Below are 22,103 nucleotides of genomic sequence, written 5' to 3' on the forward strand. Positions count from 1 at the left end.
TCTTTTGCGCCGGGGGGGCACCTGCTCACACCCCCCCCTGGGGCCAAAAATCCCACTTGCTCTAATTGGGACCGGCCCCGGCGGCCCACCCGCCCCCCATCGCCGCGGCCAAGCTGGGCCGCCGGGTCGCCGTGGTCGACAGCCCCGAGATGGTCGGCGGTGTGTCCATCCACACCGGCACTATCCCCTCCAAGACCCTGCGCGAGGCGGTCCTCTATCTGACCGGTCTCACCCAGCGCGATCTCTACGGCCAGAGCTACCGGCTGAAGGAGGACATCACCGTCGCCGACCTGACCGCGCGCACCCAGCACGTGGTCAGCCGCGAGGTGGACGTCATCCGCAACCAGCTCTCCCGCAACCACGTCACCCTCTGCTCCGGCACCGGCCGGTTCGTCGACCCGCACACCGTCGCCCTGCGCGAACCGAACGGCAACGAAAGGCTGTTGACGGCGGAGCACATCGTCATCGCCACCGGAACCCGGCCGGCCCGCCCGGACAGCGTCGAGTTCGACGGCCGCACCATCATGGACTCGGACAACGTGCTGTCGCTGGAGCGGGTGCCGCGCTCCATGGTCATCGTGGGTGCCGGTGTGATCGGCATGGAGTACGCCTCGATGTTCGCCGCGCTCGGCAGCAAGGTCACCGTGGTCGAGAAGCGCGCGGCCATGCTCGACATGTGCGACGTCGAGGTCGTCGAGTCGCTCAAGTACCACCTCAGGGACCTTGCCGTCACCTTCCGGTTCGGCGAGACCGTCGCCGCCGTCGAGCGGCACCCCCGGGGCACCCTGACCGTGCTGGAGAGCGGCAAGAAGATACCGGCGGACACGGTGATGTACTCGGCGGGCCGGCAGGGCCTGACCGACGAACTCGACCTGGACAAGGCGGGCCTGTCCGCGGACCGGCGGGGCCGGATCAAGGTGGACGAGCACTTCCGCACCGAGGTGCCGCACATCTACGCCGTCGGCGATGTCATCGGCTTCCCCGCGCTCGCCGCGACCTCGATGGAACAAGGTCGGGTCGCCGCCTACCACGCCTTCGGGGAACCGGTCGGGCAGATGGACAACCTCCAGCCGATCGGGATCTACACCATCCCGGAGATCAGCTTCGTCGGCCGGACCGAGGACCAACTCACCGAGGACTGCGTGCCGTTCGAGGTCGGCGTGGCCCGCTACCGGGAGCTGGCCCGGGGGCAGATCATCGGCGACTCGCACGGGATGCTCAAGCTCCTGGTCTCCCCCGACGACCGACGGCTGCTCGGTGTGCACTGCTTCGGTACCGGAGCGACAGAACTGATCCATATCGGTCAGTCGGTGATGGGCTGCGGCGGCACGGTCGACTACCTGGTGGATGCCGTGTTCAACTACCCGACGCTCGCGGAGTCGTACAAGGTCGCGGCTCTGGACGCCACCAACAAGCTGCGACAGCTCGACCGGCTGGAGGACTGAGGGGACTCAGGGAACCACTGCTTCCGGTGTGGGGGTTGGCCACCCCAAGTGGCATATGTGATTACCGGTCGGTCAGCTTGAAAGGTCAAAGGGTGCCGCTATAGTCACACCCACACACGCGGTGTGACCGTTCGCCGACTCTCGGCATGCGGCCTTCACCACCCCTTTGTCTCTTCCGACCGGCCCCCTGCCCGAGGCCAACCCTCACCGGCTGCGAGGCGGGTCGTGCACCCCCCGTACCACCGCGGGCCTGCACTCCCGTGCGCCCTGCACGACCGGAAAGCAGCACAACCATGAGCAACAACAGGGGCAGAGGGCTGCAGGCCAACGCCCTCGGCACGTTCGACACGGTGGTGATGGCCGTAGCGGGCAGCGCACCGGCGTACTCGCTGGCCGCGACCACCGCGGTCCTGGTGGGGGCGGTGGGGCTGGCCAGTCCGGCCGCGCTGCTGTGGTGCGCGATACCCATGCTGGGCATCGCGCTGGCCTTCAGCTACCTGGGCCGGATCGATGTCAACGCGGGTGCCAGCTACTCCTGGGTGGGCCGCACCCTGCATCCCTTCCTCGGCTTCGTCAGCGGCTGGGCGCTCGTGGTGTCGGCGACCATCTTCATGGTGGCCGGCTCACTGCCCGCCGGCTCGATGACGCTGTCCCTGTTCGACGCGGGCCTCGCCGACAACGTGGCGCTGTCGACGGTGGTCGGGGCCGCCTGGTTCCTGGTCATGCTCGCGGTGGTGCTCGGCGGCGCCCGCCTCACGGTCCGCGCCCAGTTGCTGATGTCCGGCATCGAGCTGGCGATCCTGCTGCTGTTCGCGGTGCTCGCCCTCTTCCACACCGGAAACGCCCGCGCCTTCCACTGGTCGTGGCTCGGCTTCAGCCACTTCGACGGTGTCTCCGGCTTCGCCTCGGGCGCGCTGATCGCCGCGTTCTACTACTGGGGCTGGGACGTCACCAGCAACCTCAGCGAGGAGACCCGCAACTCCCGCCGTACGACCGGACTCGCGGGCCTGATCGGGGTGGGCATCGTCTTCGCCCTTTTCGAGGTGTTCACCATCGCGGTGAACGTCATCCTCTCCTCCGACCAGATCGCGGCGAACGACGCCAACGTGCTGGCCGTGCTGGGCGACGAGATCGCGCCGGGCTGGGGCGGCAAGCTGCTGATCGTCGGCGTGATGCTGTCCACCATCGCCACCCTGGAGACGACCCTCATCCAGGTCACCCGCTCGCTGTTCGCGATGGGCCGCGACCGCACGATGCCGGCCGCGCTGGGCAAGGTGCACCGCACCTGGAACACCCCGTACGTGGCGATCGGCGTGGTCGGCGCGGTGGCGCTGCTCATGTTCATCGCCTCCAACGCGCTGGGCTCGGTGGGCGAGATCCTCTCCGACGCCATCTCGGCCATCGGACTCCAGATCGCGGTCTACTACGGTCTCGCGGGCCTCGCGGTGGTCGTCGCCTACCGCAAGATGCTCTTCAAGTCCACGGGCAACTTCCTGCTCGGCGGGGTGTGGCCGCTGCTCGGCGCGGTGTTCATGTTCTGGATCTTCGTCGAGTCGCTGAGCGAGCTGAGCGGCGCGGCGATCGCCATCGGCATCGGCGGTCTGGCCGTCGGCCTGATCCCGATGCTCTGGTACTGGAAACAGGGCAGCGACTACTACCGGCCTGCCAAGCTGGACGCCACCCACACCGTCGAGGCCGACTACGTGCCCGACGACCACGCCACCGCACAGGCCCAGGCTTACGAAGGCCTCCCCACGGATTTCTGAGGTAAGTGCCCGATGGCGAGAGACCGCTTCGTCCCCGACTTCGACCCGGACTGCGGGGACACCGCCCTCACCTCGGCCCGGCAGGACATCGTCATCGGCCGCTGGCAGGGCCTGCGGGACCTGCTGCGGGCCACCGGCCCGGACTGGCTGGTCCGGGGACACCGGGTGCGTCTCCTTGCGCAGGCCTGCGCGGGCAGTTCGACGGCGGAGTCCTGGCTGGCCGCGGAACCGCACGGCGCCGACGCGCTGGCGCTGCGGGCGGCGACCGAGACGGCCCGGGCGTTCACCCTGGCCATCTCGGCGGGCCGGGGTGCCCCGATCGACCGGTCCAGGATCGACGCCGCCGTACTGGCCTGCCTGGCGGCCACGGAGGCGTACCCGCAGGACCCCACCCCCTGGGTCTCCCTGATCTCGGTGGCACGGCTGTATCCGACCGGCGTGCGCCGGCAGGAACTCGCCCGCTGGTGGGACGAGTTGCACCGGCGCGACCCGTACAACGTGGAGGGCCATCTCCAGGTGCTCCACTACTACTCCGCGCGCTGGCACGGCACGCACGGCCTGATGTACGACTTCGCCCGGGACGCGGCCGGGGTCGCCCCGCCCGGCTGCGCACTGCCGGTCCTCGTGCAGTACGCCCGCGTCGAGGAGTTCCGCTACGCCCTGGACGAGGCGAGCGGGCAGCAGACCTCGGTGGGGCACGGCCAGCACTGGAAACACGACGGCGCGGTCAGCGACGTACGGCGCACCTGGGAGCGCTGGATCGCCCAGCGCGGTGAGGAGCCCGTCGCCCCCGGCGAACTGCGTGACCTCAACTACCTCACGCACGCGGCCTGCCAGGCGGGGGTCACGGACATCGCCTCGGCCCTGCTGCGGATCCAGGGGCGGCGGGTGACCCGCACCCCGTGGTCGTACACCGGTGACGCGGAGAAGCAGATCGCCAAGTGGCGGGCGGACCTGAAGATCCGCGGCTGACGGCGGCGGACTACGCCTCGGTCTGCTCGGCGGACCGGGCGAGGCCCGTCGTCCACTTCTCCTCGATGCGGCCCGCCTTCCAGATCAGCAGGGCGATCGCCCAGGTGGCGAAGAACAGGCCGACGATGACGAAGCCCACGGTGTTGAGATCGAGGCCGGAGACCCAGTCCCAGAAGGCACCGTGCAGGTCCAGTTTGTCGGCGAGGAGGCCGAGGAGTTCCACCGTGCCGATGATGAGGGCGACGGCGACGGACAGGCCGGTGATGGTGAGGTTGTAGTAGACCTTGCGGACGGGCTTGGAGAACGCCCACTCGTAGGCGAAGTTCATGAACGAGCCGTCGATGGTGTCCAGCAGCGACATCCCGGCCGCGAAGAGCACCGGCAGGGTCAGGATGGCGTACCAGGGCAGACCGGAGGCGGCACCGGAGCCGGCCAGGACCAGCAGGGCGATCTCCGTGGCGGTGTCGAAGCCGAGGCCGAACAGCAGGCCCAGCGGGTACATCTGCCAGGGCTTGCGGATGGAGCCGGTGGCCCGGCCGAGGAAGCGGTTCATGAAGCCGCGGTTGTTGAGCTGCGTCTCCAGGGCGGCCTCGTCGTAGGCACCGGAGCGCATCTGCCGGAAGACCTTCCAGATGCCGGCCAGGATGACGAGGTTGATGCCGGCGATGAGGTAGAGGAAGGTCCCGGAGACCGTCGTACCGATGAGGCCGGTGACCTCGTGGAGGTGCGAGTTGTCGTCCTGGACCGGGCCGGCCAGGGTCTTCATGCCGAGCGAGAGCAGCAGGGCGAGGCCGAAGACGATGCTGGAGTGGCCGAGCGAGAACCAGAAGCCGACGGACAGCGGGCGTTGTCCCTCGCCCATCAGCTTGCGGGTGGTGTTGTCGATCGCGGCGATGTGGTCGGCGTCGAAGGCGTGCCGCATGCCCAGGGTGTACGCGGTGACGCCGATGCCGATCCCGAAGTCCGCCGATTCTCCGGCAGATGCAGTGCCGACGCTGAAGTGCTGCGGGGCGATGATCCCGACCAGGGTGCCCCAGCCGATGACATGCAGGGCGAGCACGAAGGCGGCCATCCCGCCGACCCTGATCCACTCCTGCCGTGTCATGGAGCCCCGGACACGGCGCCAGGCCGAGCGTTTGGTCTCGGCCTGGGCGGGGGGGGACGGAGCGGAACCAGGGGCGGCCGTCATCGGGAAGTGGCATCCTTCGGTCGAGCATGTTGAGCAGCTGCGGTCAGCAGCATTGTGCCATCTTCCCGTACTTGCAAATCGTTCGCACTAAAGGCGGTGGCAGACCTTTCCCACGAGAAGGTAAAGGGAAGGTAAGGCGATCAGGCGGCCAGCAGCCCGCTGCCCAGCCAGTCCCTGCCGTTCTTCACGCCGGGCAGGGCGAAGAAGTAACCGCCGCCGGTCGGGGAGATGTAGTCGACGAGGGGCTCGTCGATCAGCCGGGTCTGGGTCGCCTCGAACTGGCGCCGGACGTCCTGCTGGTAGCAGCAGAAGACCAGGCCCATGTCGAGGTTGCCGACGCCGTCGACACCGCGGTCGTAGTTGTAGCCACGGCGCAGGATGCGGGAGCTGTCGGTCCTGGCGGTGCGCGGGTTGGCGAGCCGGATGTGGGCGTCCAGCGGGATCGCGTTGCCCTGCGGGTCCTTGGCGTAGTGCGGGATGTCGGTCTCCTTGGCGCCGTCCAGCGGGGCCCCGGTGTCCTTGCGGCGGCCGAACATCAGCTCCTGCTCGCTGAGCGAGACCCGGTCCCAGAACTCGACCAGCATCCGGATGATCCGGATCACCTGGTAGCTGCCGCCCGCCGTCCAGGCGGGCTCGCCCTGGCCGTCGCCGACCCAGATCAGCCGGCTGGTCTCCCGGGCCGAGTTCACGTCCGGGTTGGCGATGCCGTCCTTGAAGCCGAGCAGGTTGCGCTGGGCGCCGGTGGGGCGCGGGGCGTTCTGGAAACCGTCCACGCGCCACTTGATCTGCATGGCACCGCGGGTGTGCTTGGCGATGTCGCGGAGCGCGTGCAGCACGGTGTCCTGGCTGTCGGCGCAGATCTGCAGTGAGAGATCGCCGTGGCACTCGGCGGGCTTCAGGTTGTCGTTGGGGAAGGACCGCATCGGGGTCAGCCGGGCCGGCCTGGCCTTCGCCAGACCGTAACGGTCGTCGAAGAGGGAGGCGCCGACACCCACGGTGACGGTCAGCGCGTCGGAGGGGACCTCGGGGCCGAGGATGCCGTTGTCGGCGGGCGGCGCGCCCACGCCGAGGTCGGCCGGGGTGCCGCCGGAGGTGAGGAAGCGGGCCCGCTCGGTGATCGTCCTCAGCAGGTCGGCGAGGTCCTGTCGGGTGTCGGCGATGACGTCGAGGGAGACGAAAGTGGCGGCGGCCGGGGCGGGGGTGAGGATGCCGGCCTGGTGGGTGCCGTGGAAGGGGACTCTGGCGGTGCCGCTCGCGTCGGCGGCCCGGGCCTCGGCGGTGGAGCCGGCCTGGCTCAGCGCGAGTCCTCCGCCGGCCAGGACCGCGCCCGCGGCGCCGGCGCCCAGTACCGTCCGCACGAAGGAGCGGCGGCCCGCGCCCATCGGGCAGGACGGGGTCTCGGCAGCGGACATCGGAGGGTTCCCTTCGTCGTACGGGTACTGGTGCGGTGCGGGGTTCATCAGGCGGACTTCCTGATCTCCAGGAGGTCCGGCACCGGGGAGAGGTCCTCGAGGAGCTGGCCGGTGGCTCCGCTGATCCGCTGCCGGGTGAGGGTGTCCAGTTGCTCGACCGGGGTCCAGCTCACCCCCTGGTGCTCGGCCTCCAGGAGCTTCTGCAGGCGGGCGACGTCGGAGTCGACGGTCGGCAGCAGCCTGGGCGCACGGGTGGTCAGCAGCGGCCTGAGCACGGTGAGCAGCTCGCGGGTGCCGGCCAGGTTGGCGTCGGCGGTGGCGAGGTTGGTGCCGCTGCCCTCGTCGGTGTCGGCGGTCAGCTCGAACTGGAGGGTGTTCTCCAGGATCTCGTGGGCGCGCAGCGGCAGGTCGCCGGGATCGAAGTCCTGGCCGGGGAACGCCTTCTGGAGCCCGGCCGCCGCGTCGGCGAGCGCCTGGGCGGGGGCCTTCAGCTGATCAGCCGACTGCCCGTGCCACAGCCCGTACTCGACCCGGTGGAATCCGGCGAAGTCCTTGTCGGCCACCCCGCCGGCGAGCCCGTCGGCACGGCCGTTGATCTTCTGGTCGTAGTCCTCGAAGGTCCCGTAGGCGGCACCGAGCGAGGCGTAGGTGAGATGGGCGGTCAGCCAGTCGGTGCGGGCCGCGTCGAGGTGGTTGCCCGCGATGTCGGCGTCGAGCGTGCGAGTCTGGGCGACGAGGGTGGCCAGGCCCTGCCCCACGTACGCCTTGTAGGCCTTCAGGGGCGCCGCGAGAGCCTGTTCGGAGACCGGCACGACGGCCCGGGCTCCGCTGCCACCGCCGGAGACCGTGACCGACGCGGAGGTGACGGCCCTGCCGCCGGAGGGGACACAGCGCCAGGCGTAGGTGCCGCCGGCGACGGTGGCGACCAGGGCGCGGGTGGTACCGGGGGCGAGACCTTCGACCTCGCCGTAGACGGCGTTGCTGCTCGGATCGATCAGATACACCTCGGCGGTCCTGCTGCCGGTGTTCCGCATCTGGAAGGTCTGCCGGCCGGGCTCGGGCGCTGTGAAGCCCTTGCCGCACTCGGTCTCGGAGACGGCGACGGTCTCACCGCCGGTGGACTTGGGCCGGGCGAAGGCGACGACGAGTCCGGCGACGACGGCCGGGACGGCGACCACGGCGACGGGGACCACCCAGCCCGGCCGACGACGCGGCACCCTGACCGACCGTGGGCGGGGGCCGTCGGCCGTGGGCGTCGGCCGCGGTTCCGGGCTGTCGGCGGCGGGCGTCGGTTGCGGCTGCTGGTTCTCCGCGGCGGGCGTCGACTCCGGCCCCGGCTTGTCCGCGGTGGGCGTCGATTCCGGTTCCCGCTCCGGCTCCGGCTTGTCCGCGGTGGACCGCGCCTCGGGCTCGACGGTGGTCGGGCGCGGTGCCGTGGCCTGCACCCCGCGCACGAACAGCGTCATGACCACGGCGAGGTAGCCGGCGTACCCGATCACCTGGAGCCAGGTCATGGCCGGGGTGATGTTGAGGACGCCCTGGAGGAGTGTGCTGTACCAGGAGCCGGCGTCGATGGTGCCGCTCAGGTCGAAGGCGTACGCCGTCCGGCCCGGAAAGACCCCGCCCTCCTGGAGGTCCCGCAGCCCGTAGCCGAGGACGCCGGCCGCGATCACGATCAGCACGGCCCCGGTGTAGGTGAAGAACCTCGTCAGGTTGATCTTCAGGACCCGGCGGTACAGCCCCCAGCACAGGGCCGCCGCCAGGATCAGGCCGATCCCGGCGCCGGTCAGCGGGCCCGCGGACTCGCCGGCCGCCTGGGCGGTGGTCCACAGGAACAGCGCGGTCTCCAGACCCTCGCGGCCGACGGCGAGGAACGAGGTGACGACCAGCACGCCCGAGCCCATGGCCAGGGCGCCGGTCACCTTCTCCTTGATCTCGCCGGAGAGGCTGCGGGCCGAGCGGCGCATCCAGAAGACCATCGCGGTGACGAAGGCGACCGCGATCACGCTGAGGCTCCCGCCGAAGGCCTCCTGGGCGGTCGCGGAGAGCGAGGCTGCGGTGAAGGTGAGGACCGCGCCGAAGCTCAGCGCCAGTGCGATCGCGGCCAGGACACCCGTCCAGACCTGTGACAGCCGGTTCCTGGCGCCGGCCCGGACCAGGGTGGCCACGAGGATCGAGACGATCAGGCCGGCCTCAAGGCCCTCCCTCAGCCCGATCAGGAAACTCGGAAACGCGTCGTCCCACATCCGTCGCAGCCCTCCCCGGCAGGCCCGTCCCCGCCCTGCGGCTCGAACTTAGTGAAGGCATGCCTTACTACCGCCGACCATGATGACTACAACCGTGTAGTCAGTCAGTCATGAACTGGCAATGGTGCGGCAAAGGTCGCGACCGGACGCGGACTCGCACGAACGGGAACACAGGCAGAGCGCCAATCGTCTACATTCCAGTAGACAGTCATCGCGCAGGAGAGGGCCGCCACCGGGGTCATGAACCGCAAGAAGACCGCGGAGCTCGCGGGAAGTGTCGGCCTCGGCGCCTGGGCGGGGTTCGCCGTGCTGGCCCTGGTCGTGGCCGGTCGCCACGGCGCACCGCTCACCCTGGACCGCACCCTGCTGACCTGGTCCCTCGCTCATCGCCCGGCCGTGGCGGTGGCCGTGGCCCGGGGGCTCACCGCGACCGGCACCGGGGTCGTGCCGTACGCCCTGGTCGTGGTGGCCGGGCTGCTCGTGGGCCGCACCCCGCGGCAGCGGATCGCCGCCGTGCTCCTCTGCGTGACCTGCCTCGCCCTGGGCCAGGCGGCCCGGTACGGCGTGCTGGAGCTGATCGCCCGGGCCCGGCCGCCGCAGGCCTACTGGCGCACACACGCCTCCGGCTGGTCGTTCCCGTCCGGCCACAGCACGACGTCCGCGCTGACCGCCGGTCTGGTCGTTCTGGCCCTGGGGATCCGGGCACCACGCGGCCGAACACCGTGGTGCGTGGCCGTCGCCTGCTGGGGACTCGCCGTCGGGGCCACCCGGGTGTTCCTCGGCGTGCACTGGTGCACGGACGTGATCGGCGGCTGGCTCTTCGCGGTCGGCTGGCTCGGGGTCTGCTGGTGCGTGGCCGCCCGTTGGCTGCCGCTTCCGGGGGCCCCGGACGACGTACCGGAGAGTCCGGTGACGGAGACCGGCGGGAAGCACGGCGGTTGAAGTCGGGGCGACGCCGCCGGACTTTCTCCTGGTGCGGCCCGCCCGGTCACAGTGCCCGGCGCCGGACCAGCAGCCCGAGGACCAGCAGGCCCGGCAGCAGCGGCAGCCACATGGTCAGCAGCCGGTAGCCGAGCACGGCGGAGGCGGCCGCGGCGGCCGGGGTCCCGGAGGCGGTCAGGGCGAGGGCGAGGGCCGCGTCGAGCGAGCCGAGCCCGCCGGGCGTGGGCAGCAGCGCGGCGGCGCCGCTGGCGGCGAGGTACAGCAGCGCCACCCGGGCCGGGGACAGCGAGAGTTCGACCGCCCGGGCCACGGCGATCAGGACCAGGGCGTGCAGCCCGGCGAAGGCGAGGGAGCCGCCCCACAGCGCGGCGGCGCGGACGGGGCGGGTGTGCAGGGCCCGGATGTCGGCGGCCACGGCGGTCACCGCGCCCCGGCAGCGGGTCCACACCCGGGCCCGGATCAGGACGACGAGCAGGACGGCCGCGGCGCTCACCGCGAGGAGCGCCGCCACGGACACGTGCGGGATCCGCAGCAGTCCCGGGCAGGCGGGGGCGAGGACGGCGATCAGGACCAGGCGGACCACGGCACCGGCGGCGGCCTTGACCGCCAGGGCCGACGCACCGCGGCCTGCCGGGAGGCCGCAGCGCATCAGGAAGCGCAGGTTCACCGCGCCCGCGCCGAGCCCGGCGGGCAGCAGATGGTTGGCGGCCGAGGCGGCGAACTGCGCGGCGACCAGGCGCCCGCCGGGCAGCCGGTGGACGACCGCGCCCTGCTGGGCGAGGGCCGAGGACGCCCAGGTGCCGACCGCCGCCAGGGCCGCCACGAGCAGCCAGCCCTGGTCGGCGACGGCGAGCCGGAGCGCCCCGTGCTCCACGGTCGGCCAGTGCCGGCGGAGCAGCCAGCCCGCACCGGCCAGCAGGGCGAGGCAGAGGCCGGTCTGCCAGTAGACGCCTCGGCGGCCCATGACGGGCGTGGCGTTCACGTTCGGGACCATCGAGGCACCCACCCCTGTTCCCCTAGAGCTCGCAGGACCGTTCTTGGGCTTCAGGGACAAACACTGACAAACTAACGAGAATTACTGGTGGAGGCCGCGCAGGTACGTCCATACGAACGTCGGCACTACGCGCTGTAAGGTTGTGCCATGGCTGGCACAGGGTCCCGCGGCAGGGCGGAGCGGCGCAGCGCAGGAGAGCTGGAGAGCGAAGTGCTGGCAGCCCTGTGGGCGACCGAACGCCCGTTGACCCCGGCCGAGATCCAGTCCGAGATCGGCGGCGGACTCGCCTACAACACGGTCCACACCATCCTCAAGCGGCTGTACGACAAAGGGCTGGTGCTGCGGGACGCCGACGGGCGGCGCGGTGCCTACCGGCCGGCGAAGAACGCGGCCGAGCTGACCGCCGAGGCCATGCACGAGGCCCTGGACCGGGGGCCCGACCCGATCGCTGCCCTCCAGCAGTTCGTGTCCGGGCTGAGCGCGGAGGAGGAGCGGGCGCTGCGCAACCTGTTCGCCGGGGGCGGCGCATGAGGTTCGACGTGTACACCCCGCTGCTGGTGTCCCTGCTGCTGCCGTTGTTCAGTCCGCTGATCGGCCGCCGGGTGGCCCCGGCCCTGGCCGCGCGCGTGCTGACCGCCGCCGCCGCACTGACCGCCGCCGCGACCACCTGGTCCCTGGTGCTGCTGACCACCGCCCTGCTGGGCGACGCCCCGCCGGTGATCCGGGAGGCCCGCGAGGACGGCCGCCCGCTGACCGACCCGGTACCCGAGGCGATCGGCCTCGCCGCCTGCCTCGCGCTGGCCGTGGTGGTGTGGCGGGTACAGCGGGCGGTGCGCGCCGAGCGCCGGACCCGGCGGGCGCTGCGGCGGCTGTGCGAGGGGCATCCGGAGGACACCGAACTGGTGGTGGCCGCCTGCGAGGTGCCGCAGGCGTTCGCGATCCCGGGCCGGCCGGGCCGGATCCTGGTCACCTCGGCGATGCTGAGCGCGCTGGCACCGGCCGAGCGGCGGGTGCTGCTGGCTCACGAGCGGGCCCATCTGACGTACCGGCACGGCCGCATGGTGACGGCGGCGACCCTCGCCGCGGCCGCCAACCCGCTGCTCGGCCCGGTCCGAGCGGCCGTGACCTTCCTGGTGGAGCGGTGGGCTGACGAACAGGCGGCGACCGAGGTCGGGGACCGCGGAACCACCGCCCGGGCGCTGGCCCGGGCGGCGCTCAGCGCGGGCCGCGCCCGCCCGGCGTGCGCCCTGAACTTCACGGACCGCGCGGTCACCCGCCGGGTCGCGGCGCTCCAGACCAGCCCGCCGCCCTCCCTGTGGCCGGCCGCCGCGGCCGTACTCGTGCTGGGTGCACTGGCGGCACTGTTCGCGGCCGACGCGACCAGCGACCTGGTGGGGCTACTGGTGAACGCCCTGACGTGAGGCGCCCCCCGTTGGGGGCGCGGGGAACTGCGCGACCAGCCACGACGGCGGCGCGGACGACCGATCGCAGGTCTTCTCTGGCTGCACCGTAGGGGTGCGGATGCGTCGCGGAGTGCCGGTGCGTTGTGGCTGATCGCGCAGTTCCTCCCCCAGCCTTCGGCCGGGGGTACCCCCAGCGCCCCCAAGACGGGGCGCTGCCCTCAGGCCGGCCGGCTCGGCGCCCGGTGCAGCGGCTGCCCCGGCGTCGGCCCCGGCCTGGCCGGCGGCACCGCGCGTACCGCGGGGTTGTCGGTGCTGACCGTGACCGGCTCCCCGTGGTGGTGGACGGTGAGCGGCGGTCCCTCGAGGAGGGAGTAGGTCGCCTTGTCGGCGCCGATCTCCACGCGCAGTCTGCTGCCCCGCAGTTGCAGATTGAAAGCGAGCCGGCGCAGCCGCTCCGGCAGCCGGGGCGCGAACCGGGCGCCGTCGTCGTAGTGGCGCATCCCGCCGAAGCCGGCCACCAGCGCCATCCAGGTGCCGGCCAGAGAGGCGATGTGCAGTCCGTCGCGGGTGTTGTGCTCCAGGTCGTCGAGGTCCATCAGCGCGGCCTCGGCCGTGTAGGCGTGCGCCAGCGTCAGATGCCCGGCCTGGGCGGCGACGACGGCCTGGCAGCAGGCGGACAGGGAGGAGTCGCGCACCGTCAGCGGCTCGTAGTAGGCGAAGTTGCGGACGATGTGCTCCTCGTCGAAGTAGGCCCCGCAGGTGTACATCGCCAGCACCAGGTCGGCCTGTTTGACGACCTGTTTGCGGTAGAGGTCGAAGTAGGGGAAGTTCAGCAGCAGCGGGTACTGCTCGGGGCTGGTGCCGGCGAAGTCCCACCGCTGGTAGCGGGTGAACCCGGCGTGCTGTTCGTGGACGCCGAGTTCGTGGTTGTAGGGGACGTGCACGGAGTCGGCGGCGTCCCGCCAGGCTGCGCTCTCCTCCGCGTCGACGCCGAGCCGCGCGGCCTGCCGGGGGTGGCGTTCGACGGCGTCGGCGGCGGCCAGCAGGTTCGCCCGGGCCATCAGGTTGGTGTAGGTGTTGTCGTCGGCGACCGCGCTGTACTCGTCGGGGCCGGTGACGCCGTCGATGTGGAAGGCGCCGCGGCTGTCGTGGTGGCCGAGCGAGCGCCACAGCCGGGCGGTCTCCACGAGCAGTTCGACGCCGGTGTCCCGTTCGAAGTCGGTGTCGCCGGTGGCGGCGACATAGCGGACCACCGCGTCGGCGACGTCGGCGTTGACATGGAAGGCCGCGGTGCCGGCCGGCCAGTACGCCGAGCCCTCCGAGCCCGCGATGGTCCGCCAGGGGAACGCGGCCCCGTCCAGGCCCAGTTGGGTGGCGCGTTCACGGGCGGCCGGCAGGGTGTTGTAGCGCCAGCGCAGCGCCTCGGCGACGGCGTCGGGGGCGGTGTGGGTGAGGACGGGCAGCACGAACATCTCGGTGTCCCAGAAGGCGTGCCCGTCGTATCCGGAGCCGGTCAGGCCCTTGGCGGGTATCGCGCGCTGTTCGGCGCGGGCCCCCGCCTGCAGCACATGGAAGAGGGCGAAGCGGACGGCCTGCTGGACCTCCTCGTCACCGTCCACCTCCACGTCGGCGCGGGACCAGTAGTCGTCCAGGTAGCCGCGCTGGTCGTCGGCGAGCCCCTGCCAGCCCTCGTGCGCGGCGGCCGCCAGGGCCGCGTCCACCTGGTCGGCCATGGCGGGCAGCGAGCGCACCCCGGACCAGCCGTGGGCGACGAACTTCTCCACCCGAAGCCGCTCCCCCGGCTCCAGCACGGAGGTGACGGTCAGCCGGGCCACGTCGGTGTCGCTCTCGGCCTGTGTGGTGGTCCCCCCGGGACCGGCGACCGTGTGGTCGGCGGCGACCGCGACCCGCAGGCCGCTGCGCCGGGTGCGGTGCACCAGGCGCAGCCGGCGCCCGGAGGCGAAGTCGTCCTCCTGCTCCAGCGGTGACTCCAGCGCCACCGCGGCGCGCGGGTCGCCGTTCGCACCGGGCAGCTGCTCGTTGGCGACCAGCTCGGACTGGATCACGATCCGGCAGCGCCGGTCGACGGCCTCGACCTCGTAGGCGACGGCGGCCACCGCCCGCTGGGTCAGCGACACCAGCCGGGTCGAGCGCACCCGCACGGTGGACCCGGCCGGCGAGGTCCACTCGCAGGTCCGCTCCAGCACGCCCCGGCGCAGGTCGAGGACCCGCTCATGGGCGACCAGCCGGCCGTAGCGCAGGTCGAAGGGCTCGTCGTCCACGAGCAGCCGCAGGATCTTGCCGTTGGTGATGTTGATGACGGTCTGCCCGGACTCGGGGTAGCCGTAGCCGGCCTCGGCGTACGGCAGCGGGTGCACCTCGTGCACACCGTTGAGGTAGCTGCCGGGCAGGCCGTGCGGTTCGCCCTCGTCGAGGTTGCCGCGCCAGCCGACATGCCCGTTGGACAGCGCGAACACCGACTCGCTCTGCGCGAGCACGTCGAGGTTGAGGGCGGTCTCGCGGACCGTCCAGGGCTCCACGGCGTACGACCGTTGGGTGATCACTCCTTGCCTCCCAGCTCGGCGAGGTCCTTCACGACGGTGTCCGCGCCGTGTGCGTACAGGGCGTCCGTCTGGCCGACGCGGTCCACGCCGACGACGTACCCGAATCGGCCGGCGCGACCCGCGTCCATGCCGGCGAGGGCGTCCTCGAAGACGGCGGCGTGGGCGGCCTCGACGCCGAGGTCGTGGGCGGCGGCCAGGAAGGTGTCCGGGTGCGGCTTGCCGGGCAGATGGCGCTCGGCGGCCACCACCCCGTCGATGCGGACGTCGAAGAAGTGCTCGGCGCCGATCGAGCGCAGCACGTCACGGCAGTTGGCGCTGGAGGAGACGATCGCGGTGCGCAGTCCCCGCGCGCGGACCGCCTCCAGGTAGCGCAGGGTGCCGTCGTAGGCCTCGACGCCGTCGGTGCGGATCTTCTCCAGGAGCAGTTCGTTCTTGCGGTTGCCGAGGCCGTGCACGGTGGCGGCGTCCGGCGGGTCGTCCGGGGTGCCCTCGGGCAGGTGGATGCCACGGGAGTCGAGGAAGCCGCGGACCCCGTCGGCGCGCGGGCGTCCGTCGACGTACTCGTCGTAGTCGGCGACCGCGTCGAAGGACCGCTGGCCGTCGTAGCCGCGCAGGAAGGCGTCGAAGGTCTCCTTCCAGGCCGCCGCGTGCACGACGGCCGTCTTGGTGACGACCCCGTCGAGATCGAAGAGACAGGCCTGGATGGTGTCGGGCAGACCGAGTGCTGTCATGTCCGGCATCTTCCCCACCAGGCGGCTTCCAGGGGGTGGTACACACCACATCCCGGGCCTGATGTCACACTTTTTGCGTGCCGCTGACTTTCGACGACCTCCTCGACCGGGCCCGTTCACTCACCGGACGCGGTCCGCGCGCGATCCTCGGTATCGCGGGCAGCCCCGGCGCCGGCAAGACCACGCTCGCCGAGCGTCTGGTGCGCGAGTTGAACGGCGCCGGCGAGCCGTGGGTGGCGCAGGTGCCCATGGACGGCTTCCATCTGGCCGACGTCGAACTGGACCGGCTGGGCCTGCGGGACCGCAAGGGCGCGCCCGCGACCTTCGACGCGGCCGGGTACGCGGCGCTGCTGCGGCGGGTGCGCGAGGGCACCGGCGAGGTGGTGTACGCGCCGGGCTTCGAGCGGGTCCTCGAGCAGCCGCTGGCGGGCGTGATCCCGGTACCGCCGACGGCCCGGCTGGTGGTGACGGAGGGCAACTACCTGCTGCTGGCGGAGGGTGCGTGGGCGCGGGTGCGGCCGTCCCTGGACGAGGTGTGGTTCTGCGAGATCGACGAGGCCGAGCGGATACGGCGGCTGGTCGCCCGGCACGAGGAGTTCGGCAAGGGGCACGCGCAGGCGGTGGCCTGGGTGGCGGGCACCGACCAGCGCAACGCCGATCTCGTCGCGGCGACCCGGGACCGGGCGGACCTGGTGGTCCCGGAGGCCGCGCTGCCCACGCCGTAGCGCCCCAAAGGGGCGCTGGGGGTACCCCCGGCCGAAGGCTGGGGGAGGAACTGCGCGACCAGCCACGACGGCGCAGCAGCCGAACGACGGCGCGGCACGGCACGGCGCTTGCAGCGGAGCGCTCAGCCGCCGGTGAGGGCGAGCCCGGGATCGCCGTGGGCGTCCTCGGTCTCGATGACGGCCGTGAACGCCTCGGTGTGCACGGTCAGATCGCCTTCGAAGGACGGCGTGAAGTCTCCGCCGGGCCCGTACCGTACGGCGAACACATGCAGGTGCGGTGGTGCGCCCGGCGCCGGTTCGGCCTCGTACGCCGTGGAGGTGACCAGGTGGCGCCAGCCCTCGTCCGGGTTGCCGTAGCCACGCGGGTCGGCGGCGAGTGCGAACGCGGCCTGCTCCTGGGTGAGTTCGGCACGCGCGTCGAAGTGGTCGGCGCCCTGCTGTGCGGGGTGGGTGAGGCGCAGCGCGCCCGCGGCGGCGATCTCGCCCTCGGCGGCCCGGCGCACCCGGTCGCCGTCGTCCGCCGCGTACGGCAGCCCGGCCAGCAGGTACGGCGTCCCGGCCAGGCGCTCGACGGCCACCGTCACCCACAGCCGGGTGCCGTCCGTGACGTACAGGGAGCGCACGTGGCGCAGCACGTGGTCGCGGCCCACGACCGGCTTGCTGACCAGCTTGGCGGCCAGGCCGTCGGCGTGCAGGTCCCGGACCCGGACCTCGCCCATCGGCCGGCAGTACAGGAAGCCGTCCAGGACCGGGCCGAAGCCGTGCTGCCGGTTCACCGCCGCCGGGAGGTGGTAGGTGCCGGCCGCCTCGATCAGTGCCGGGGTCATCCGGTGGTCGAAGGCCACCGAGACGGTGCCCGCGCGGAGTTGGTGGCGGGCCGGGACGGTCGAGGGGGTGCGGTGCCAGGGCGTGGTGTCCTGGATCTGCCAGACCAGCATCCACGCGAAGTGCCCGTCGACACCGCCGTCCGCCTTGACCGCGTGCCGGCCCCAGTTGGTGTCGCCCCGGTAGCGGCCCAGGTCGGAGCCGATCCGGGCGCCGAAGTAGCGCAGCCCCAGGACGGACTCGAAGCCGGAGTGCTGTTCGCTGTAGCGGGGGCCGCCGTTGTCGAAGCCGCCGCCCGGCAGGCGGGCGTCGAGGTAGCGGGCGAGCGCGTCGCCGTCCTCCGCGAACATCGCCTCGCCGCTGATCCGGTGGGCCTGGGCGAGGAAGGACAGGGAGATCGGGCCGTAGTTGTTGTCGTAGGCGCCGCCGTGCTCGGGGGGCAGCAGGGCGCCCCGGTCCAGGACGCGGTGGGCGCGGATGTTGTCGGTGTACAGGGCCAGCGCCCGCCTGCGGACCTGCTCGCCTTCCCCGGCGGGAAGGTGGCGGGCCAGCATCAGTCCGCCGACCACGCACCCGATCGCCTGGTTGCCGGCCTCCTGCGGGTTGAAGAAGGTGGTTTCGGTGAGCCAGCGCCAGTAGCCACGGCCCACCTCGGTCAGCGCGGTGCGCTGTTCGTCGTCGACCAGGCCGTCCGCGAGGTCGAGGACGTTGACGGCCTGGAGCAGCGCCCACACCGTGCTGGGCCAGTCCCCGATCGGGTGCGCGCCCGGCGCCAGGACGTAACGGGCGTACGGGAGGCCCGAGTCGCGGACCGTCAGGTTCGGGTAGCCGGGGTTGTCCTCGGTGTAGACGCGCTCGCCCAGATGGAAGGCGAGGCTGCGGTGCACGGCCTCCGGCAGCCGCGGGTCCTTGGCGCGCTGCCAGGCGAGGGCCAGCAGCGAGGTGACGCCGAGGGAGGTGTCGCCGATGTCGTCGTCGGCGTCGGGGTGTTCGAGGTTGCCCTCGGGCGTGAGGCGGGCCAGGGCCTGCTCCACGACGTCGGCGAGGACCACGTCGTACGCCTCGGGGGTGGACGGCAGGTCGTGCAGCGGGCCGAGCTGGCGCGGCAGGTGCATGGGTGGATCAGCCCTTCATGCCGGAGGTGGCCATGGTGTGGTTCGTCGGGGTCGGACGACGGGCGAGGGACGGCGGGCGCGCAGCGCGACGGTCAGTGTGTGGGGGCCGTGCCCTCCGATGTAGACGCGGTTCCCGGTCGTCGCGTCGGTGCCGCCCACCACGGTGTAATCCTGACCGGGGTCGTACCGCAGTACCTCGCTCCGGTCCGGCCCTGCAAGGGGTTCGCCTGCCTCGACGTCGGCCTCGACCCGGATCTCGTCGTCACCGACCCGGTAGGTCATCGGCCCGGTCGTCACGCACCACTGTCCGTCGCCGATCGGCACGGCGCCCTCTGGCACGCCGCCCGGCCGGAAGGTCAGTTCGAGGGCCCAGGGCACCCGTGGTCCACTGATGTCGATCCGCAGGTCGACACCGTCTTCCCGCAGATCCGCTTCGACGCGGGTCGTGTGGGAGACCTCGTCCCGGGGCCGGTCCGGGAAGGCCATCGCGGCCGAGAAGCGTCCCTCGTCCGCCATTCGGTAGGCGCCGTCGTCCCGTCGCCGTTCCGGCGGGAGCGGCTGATAGTAGGCGGCCGTGAGGGTTTCGGTGAGCCGGTACCGGTGGTCGGCGAACTGTCGCATGTCGGCGGCGCGGAACGGGCCCAGGTCGAAGAATCCGCGGGAGAGGCGGACCGCGTCGAGGACGGCGTCACCGGCGAACAGGCGCAGGAAGGTGGGATTGCAGGCGAGGCCCGAGCGGATGCGCCGGTGCTCGGGCACGTCCGAGCCGCCGTACAGGACGCCGTGCGCGGCGGCGGAGGCACGTGCGGCGAGGCGCGCCGTGGCGATGTACCGGCCGCGGGGAAGGGGTTCCGGTGCCGGTGCCGGCAGCACGCGGCACAGGTCGGGGGTGAGGAGGGTCTCGGCGAGCAGGTTGGGGTCGTCGACACCGCCGGCTGCTGCCCACCCCGCCGCCCGGCTGAAGTCGCCCCGGCCGGTACGGATCGCGAGCAGCCGGTAGTGCGCCAGGTAGGGCGCCAGCGGGAACGGGTGGTTCTGGTCCTGCCGTCGCGAGTGGACGGTCTCCACCGTGCCGTCCGGTCTGATGAGGTCCAGGGTCGCGGTGAGGTTGCGTTCGACGGCGTCCCACAGGTCGGTGCGGCCGAGGACGTCGGCCAGGAGCAGCAGCGACGGGTTGGACACGTGGGCCGCGTAGTTGGCGCTCCGCTCCGAGTACAGGCCCTCCGCGTCGATGTCGACGCCCTCGGCGAGCCACGCGTCGATGCGGTCGAGCAGTCGGCTGTGCGGGAACGACCGGTGCAGCCGGGCCAGCGCCGCGCACAGCTCCCAGCGGTGGTTCGGGGTGTGCACCCCACCGGTCAGGAGAGCGTCGGAGGCGGCGCCGGCGATCCCGGCGAGCGCGGCCGTGACGTCGCGCAGTTCCGGCCCCGCGCCCACGGCGAGGACGTGCGCGTCGCACACGTCGTTGACGGTGAACGCGGAGTCGGGCGGTGACTGCACGTTGTCGCCGCCGGCGAAGAGGCCGGTGGTGGTCTGCGCGGCCCGGAGGGCGCCGAGGTGGGCCATCGCGGCGGCGACGGCCTGCCCGCTGCCGTGCAGTGCCGAGTCCGGGGAGCGGTACGCCGCGACCAGTGTCTTCACCCGGCGGGCCAGAACGCGGTGGGTCACACCGGCGGGTTCCTCGTCGGGGCCGGCCGCCAGCGGAACGGCCAGCCGGTCGGCGGCGCCGGCCGCTGCGCGGACGAACTCGTGGTCGAGCGGGGTGGACACGGTCAGTCCTTCAGTCCGGCGTTGATGTCGGCGCCCATGACGTAGCGCTGGAAGACCAGGAAGATGATGATCAGCGGGATCATGGAGATGACCGATGCGCCGAGCAGGACCGACCAGTTGATGTTCTGTGCGCCGACGATGCTCTGGATGCCGATCTGCACGGTGAACTTGTTGGGGTCGTTCAGCATCAGAAGCGGCCAGATGTAGTCGTTCCACCGCCACTGGAAGGACAGGATGGCGAGGGTCAGCATGATGGGCCGGGAGAGCGGCACCATGATCCGCAGGAAGATCGACAGTTCGCGGGCGCCGTCGATGCGTGCGGCTTCCACGAGTTCGTCGGGAACCGTCAGGAAGAACTGGCGGAACATGAAGCATCCGGTCGCGGTGAGCACGGCCGGGAGGATGATGCCGGCGAACGAGTTGTAGAGGCCGAGGTTGCGGACCACCAGGAACTCCGGGGCGAGCATGACCTCGCCGGGCAGCATCGTGGTGGCCAGGATGCAGATGAAGAACGCCTTGAGCCATTTGTTGTCGTACTTGGCCAGCGCGTATCCGGTGCAGCAGCTGACGCCCACCGTGAGGAGCGTCGTGATCACGCACACGATGGTCGTGTTGATGAAGTACTGGGAGAAGTTGGCACTGCGCCACGCCTGGGAGTAACCCGACAGGGTGGGGTGGTGCGGAATCAGCGTCAGCGGATAGGAGAACAGATCCCCGGCCGGCTTGAGGGAGCTGAGGATGAACCACAGCACCGGCAGCCCGTAGAGGCACGCCATGATCCACAGCAGTGTCGTCGCGGGTACCGCCCGCCGGAACCCGCCGCTGCCCGCGCCGCGGGGCCGCTTCTTGGAGACGGGCCGTCCGGGATCGGCGTCGACCGGGCGGGGCATGTCTGTGGTTGTCATCGGTTCTCCACCCGCCGGTTGACGATCAGCTGGATGATCGCGACGGCCATCAGGATGAGCATGAGCACGAACGACGCGGCGCTCGCGTAGCCGATCTGGCCCCGTTGGAAGCCGGTCTGATAGATGTACTGGACAAGCAGGTTGTTCGAGGTTCCGGGTCCGCCGTTGTTGAGGGAGACGAACACCGGGTATTCCTTCATCGCGTTGATCGTGTTGAGCAGGATCACGATGAACGAGGTGGGCGCGATGCTCGGCAGCGTGATGCTGATGAACTGGCGCCAGGGGCCGGCGCCGTCGAGCGAGGCCGCCTCGTAGTACGACACCGGCACGTTCTTGATCGCCGCGATGAACAGCAGCATCGAGAAGCCCGTCCAGGCCCAGGATGCCGCGAACACCACCACCAGCAGCGACAGGTCCGCGTTCGACTGCCACGGAACGGCGGACCCGCCGAACTTCTCGATGACGTAGTTGACCAGTCCGAAGTTCTCGCCGAACAGCCACCGCCACAGGACACCCACGACGATGGGCGACAGCAGCCACGGGATGAAGAAGATGACACGGGCGACGGACGCGCCCTTGGCGTGCTTGCTCACCAGCAGGTTGGCGGCGAGCAGTGAGAGCGCGAAGTTCAGGGGAACGAAGAGGACGGCGTACAGCAGCGTCCGGGTCAGCGCGTCGTAGAAGGCGGAGTCCCCGAACAGGTTGTGGTAGTTGTCCAGTCCGACGAACTGGAACGCCCCCACGCCCGTGTAGTTCGTGAAGGAATAGACGAGCCCGATCACCGCCGGCCACACGAAGAACAGTGCGAAGAGCACGACATTGGCCGCGATGAGGACGAGCGGCGCGAGGGTGTAGGTGCTGCGTCGTCGCCTGGGCGGGCTCACGGACACGTCCGCGGCGCTTTTTGTCATCTTCCTGACTTCCGTGCTGGTGGAATGGATTGCAGTGGGCTCAACCCCATGAGCCCGGCATCACGTGACGCCCAGGGCCGGGGGGGGGGGGGGGGGGGGGGACCCCCCCCCCCCCCCCCACAGCCACGCCCAACACACCCCACGGGGAGGGTGCGGCACAGAGGAGGGGGTTGGGAGGGGGAGGAGGC

The 22,103-nt window shown here is 71.6% G+C and carries 16 protein-coding genes and 1 pseudogene; 7 read left to right on the plus strand and 10 right to left on the minus strand.

What is annotated here, in order from left to right; genetic code table 11:
• The first annotated feature begins 49 nt into the window (after positions 1 to 49).
• The 3 genes and pseudogenes from sthA (at position 50) to ACWGJB_RS21680 (ending at position 4,183) form a co-directional block, all read left to right on the plus strand.
• Positions 50 to 1,445 (plus strand): annotated as a pseudogene (gene sthA, locus ACWGJB_RS21670) (Si-specific NAD(P)(+) transhydrogenase).
• Positions 1,446 to 1,738: 293 nt separating this feature from the next.
• Entirely contained in the window at positions 1,739 to 3,211 is a 1,473-nt protein-coding gene (locus ACWGJB_RS21675; protein ID WP_453381764.1) for an APC family permease, read from the plus strand.
• 12 nt (positions 3,212 to 3,223) lie between these two features.
• Entirely contained in the window at positions 3,224 to 4,183 is a 960-nt protein-coding gene (locus ACWGJB_RS21680; RefSeq protein WP_453381765.1) for a hypothetical protein, read from the plus strand.
• Between the two features lie 10 nt (positions 4,184 to 4,193).
• Here ACWGJB_RS21680 and ACWGJB_RS21685 read toward each other — a convergent pair whose 3' ends face one another.
• The 3 genes from ACWGJB_RS21685 to efeU form a co-directional block, all read right to left on the minus strand.
• Positions 4,194 to 5,372 carry a HoxN/HupN/NixA family nickel/cobalt transporter gene (locus ACWGJB_RS21685; protein ID WP_453381766.1) on the minus strand — a complete coding sequence of 393 codons (1,179 nt, stop codon included), beginning with the start codon at positions 5,370 to 5,372 and terminating at the stop codon, positions 4,194 to 4,196.
• Between the two features lie 140 nt (positions 5,373 to 5,512).
• Positions 5,513 to 6,784, minus strand: coding sequence for an iron uptake transporter deferrochelatase/peroxidase subunit (efeB, locus tag ACWGJB_RS21690; protein ID WP_453381767.1), 1,272 nt, complete (start codon positions 6,782 to 6,784; stop codon positions 5,513 to 5,515).
• A gap of 47 nt (positions 6,785 to 6,831) precedes the next feature.
• Positions 6,832 to 9,030 (minus strand): iron uptake transporter permease EfeU, encoded by a 2,199-nt coding sequence (efeU, locus tag ACWGJB_RS21695; RefSeq protein ID WP_453381768.1) that lies wholly within the window; start codon positions 9,028 to 9,030, stop codon positions 6,832 to 6,834.
• A 240-nt stretch (positions 9,031 to 9,270) separates the two neighbouring features.
• Between efeU and ACWGJB_RS21700 the strand changes: the two genes are divergently transcribed.
• Positions 9,271 to 9,972, plus strand: coding sequence for a phosphatase PAP2 family protein (locus tag ACWGJB_RS21700; RefSeq protein ID WP_453381769.1), 702 nt, complete (start codon positions 9,271 to 9,273; stop codon positions 9,970 to 9,972).
• A 46-nt stretch (positions 9,973 to 10,018) separates the two neighbouring features.
• Here ACWGJB_RS21700 and ACWGJB_RS21705 read toward each other — a convergent pair whose 3' ends face one another.
• On the minus strand, positions 10,019 to 10,966 hold the full coding sequence (locus ACWGJB_RS21705) for a lysylphosphatidylglycerol synthase domain-containing protein (protein WP_453381770.1): 948 nt from the start codon (positions 10,964 to 10,966) through the stop codon (positions 10,019 to 10,021).
• 147 nt (positions 10,967 to 11,113) lie between these two features.
• Here ACWGJB_RS21705 and ACWGJB_RS21710 point away from each other — a divergent pair, with 147 nt between their 5' ends.
• Positions 11,114 to 11,497, plus strand: a complete 384-nt coding sequence (locus ACWGJB_RS21710; RefSeq protein WP_351323859.1) for a BlaI/MecI/CopY family transcriptional regulator — start codon at positions 11,114 to 11,116, stop codon at positions 11,495 to 11,497.
• Positions 11,494 to 12,387: a M56 family metallopeptidase gene (locus tag ACWGJB_RS21715; RefSeq protein WP_453381771.1), complete on the plus strand. Its 894-nt coding sequence runs from the start codon at positions 11,494 to 11,496 to the stop codon at positions 12,385 to 12,387. Before ACWGJB_RS21710 ends, ACWGJB_RS21715 begins: the two co-directional genes overlap by 4 nt.
• Positions 12,388 to 12,587: 200 nt before the next feature.
• Here the strand turns inward: ACWGJB_RS21715 and ACWGJB_RS21720 are convergent, their stop codons facing one another.
• On the minus strand, positions 12,588 to 14,933 hold the full coding sequence (locus tag ACWGJB_RS21720; protein WP_453381772.1) for a glycoside hydrolase family 65 protein: 2,346 nt from the start codon (positions 14,931 to 14,933) through the stop codon (positions 12,588 to 12,590).
• A complete protein-coding gene (locus ACWGJB_RS21725; protein ID WP_453381773.1) occupies positions 14,930 to 15,664 on the minus strand; it encodes a beta-phosphoglucomutase family hydrolase in 735 nt (244 codons plus the stop codon). The genes ACWGJB_RS21720 and ACWGJB_RS21725 overlap by 4 nt, the downstream gene beginning before the upstream one ends.
• A gap of 77 nt (positions 15,665 to 15,741) precedes the next feature.
• Between ACWGJB_RS21725 and ACWGJB_RS21730 the strand changes: the two genes are divergently transcribed.
• Positions 15,742 to 16,389, plus strand: a complete 648-nt coding sequence (locus ACWGJB_RS21730; protein ID WP_453381774.1) for a nucleoside/nucleotide kinase family protein — start codon at positions 15,742 to 15,744, stop codon at positions 16,387 to 16,389.
• A gap of 122 nt (positions 16,390 to 16,511) precedes the next feature.
• Here the strand turns inward: ACWGJB_RS21730 and ACWGJB_RS21735 are convergent, their stop codons facing one another.
• Genes ACWGJB_RS21735 through ACWGJB_RS21750 form a run of 4 tightly spaced genes read right to left on the minus strand, consistent with a single transcriptional unit; the run spans position 16,512 to position 21,915 of the window.
• A complete protein-coding gene (locus ACWGJB_RS21735; protein ID WP_453381775.1) occupies positions 16,512 to 18,329 on the minus strand; it encodes a hypothetical protein in 1,818 nt (605 codons plus the stop codon).
• 15 nt (positions 18,330 to 18,344) lie between these two features.
• Positions 18,345 to 20,099, minus strand: a complete 1,755-nt coding sequence (locus ACWGJB_RS21740) for a hypothetical protein (protein WP_453381776.1) — start codon at positions 20,097 to 20,099, stop codon at positions 18,345 to 18,347.
• Positions 20,100 to 20,101: 2 nt separating this feature from the next.
• Entirely contained in the window at positions 20,102 to 21,004 is a 903-nt protein-coding gene (locus ACWGJB_RS21745; protein ID WP_453381777.1) for a carbohydrate ABC transporter permease, read from the minus strand.
• Entirely contained in the window at positions 21,001 to 21,915 is a 915-nt protein-coding gene (locus ACWGJB_RS21750; RefSeq protein WP_351744972.1) for a carbohydrate ABC transporter permease, read from the minus strand. The genes ACWGJB_RS21745 and ACWGJB_RS21750 overlap by 4 nt, the downstream gene beginning before the upstream one ends.
• Positions 21,916 to 22,103: the final 188 nt, after the last annotated feature.

This window comes from Streptomyces sp. NPDC054813 (assembly GCF_053611365.1).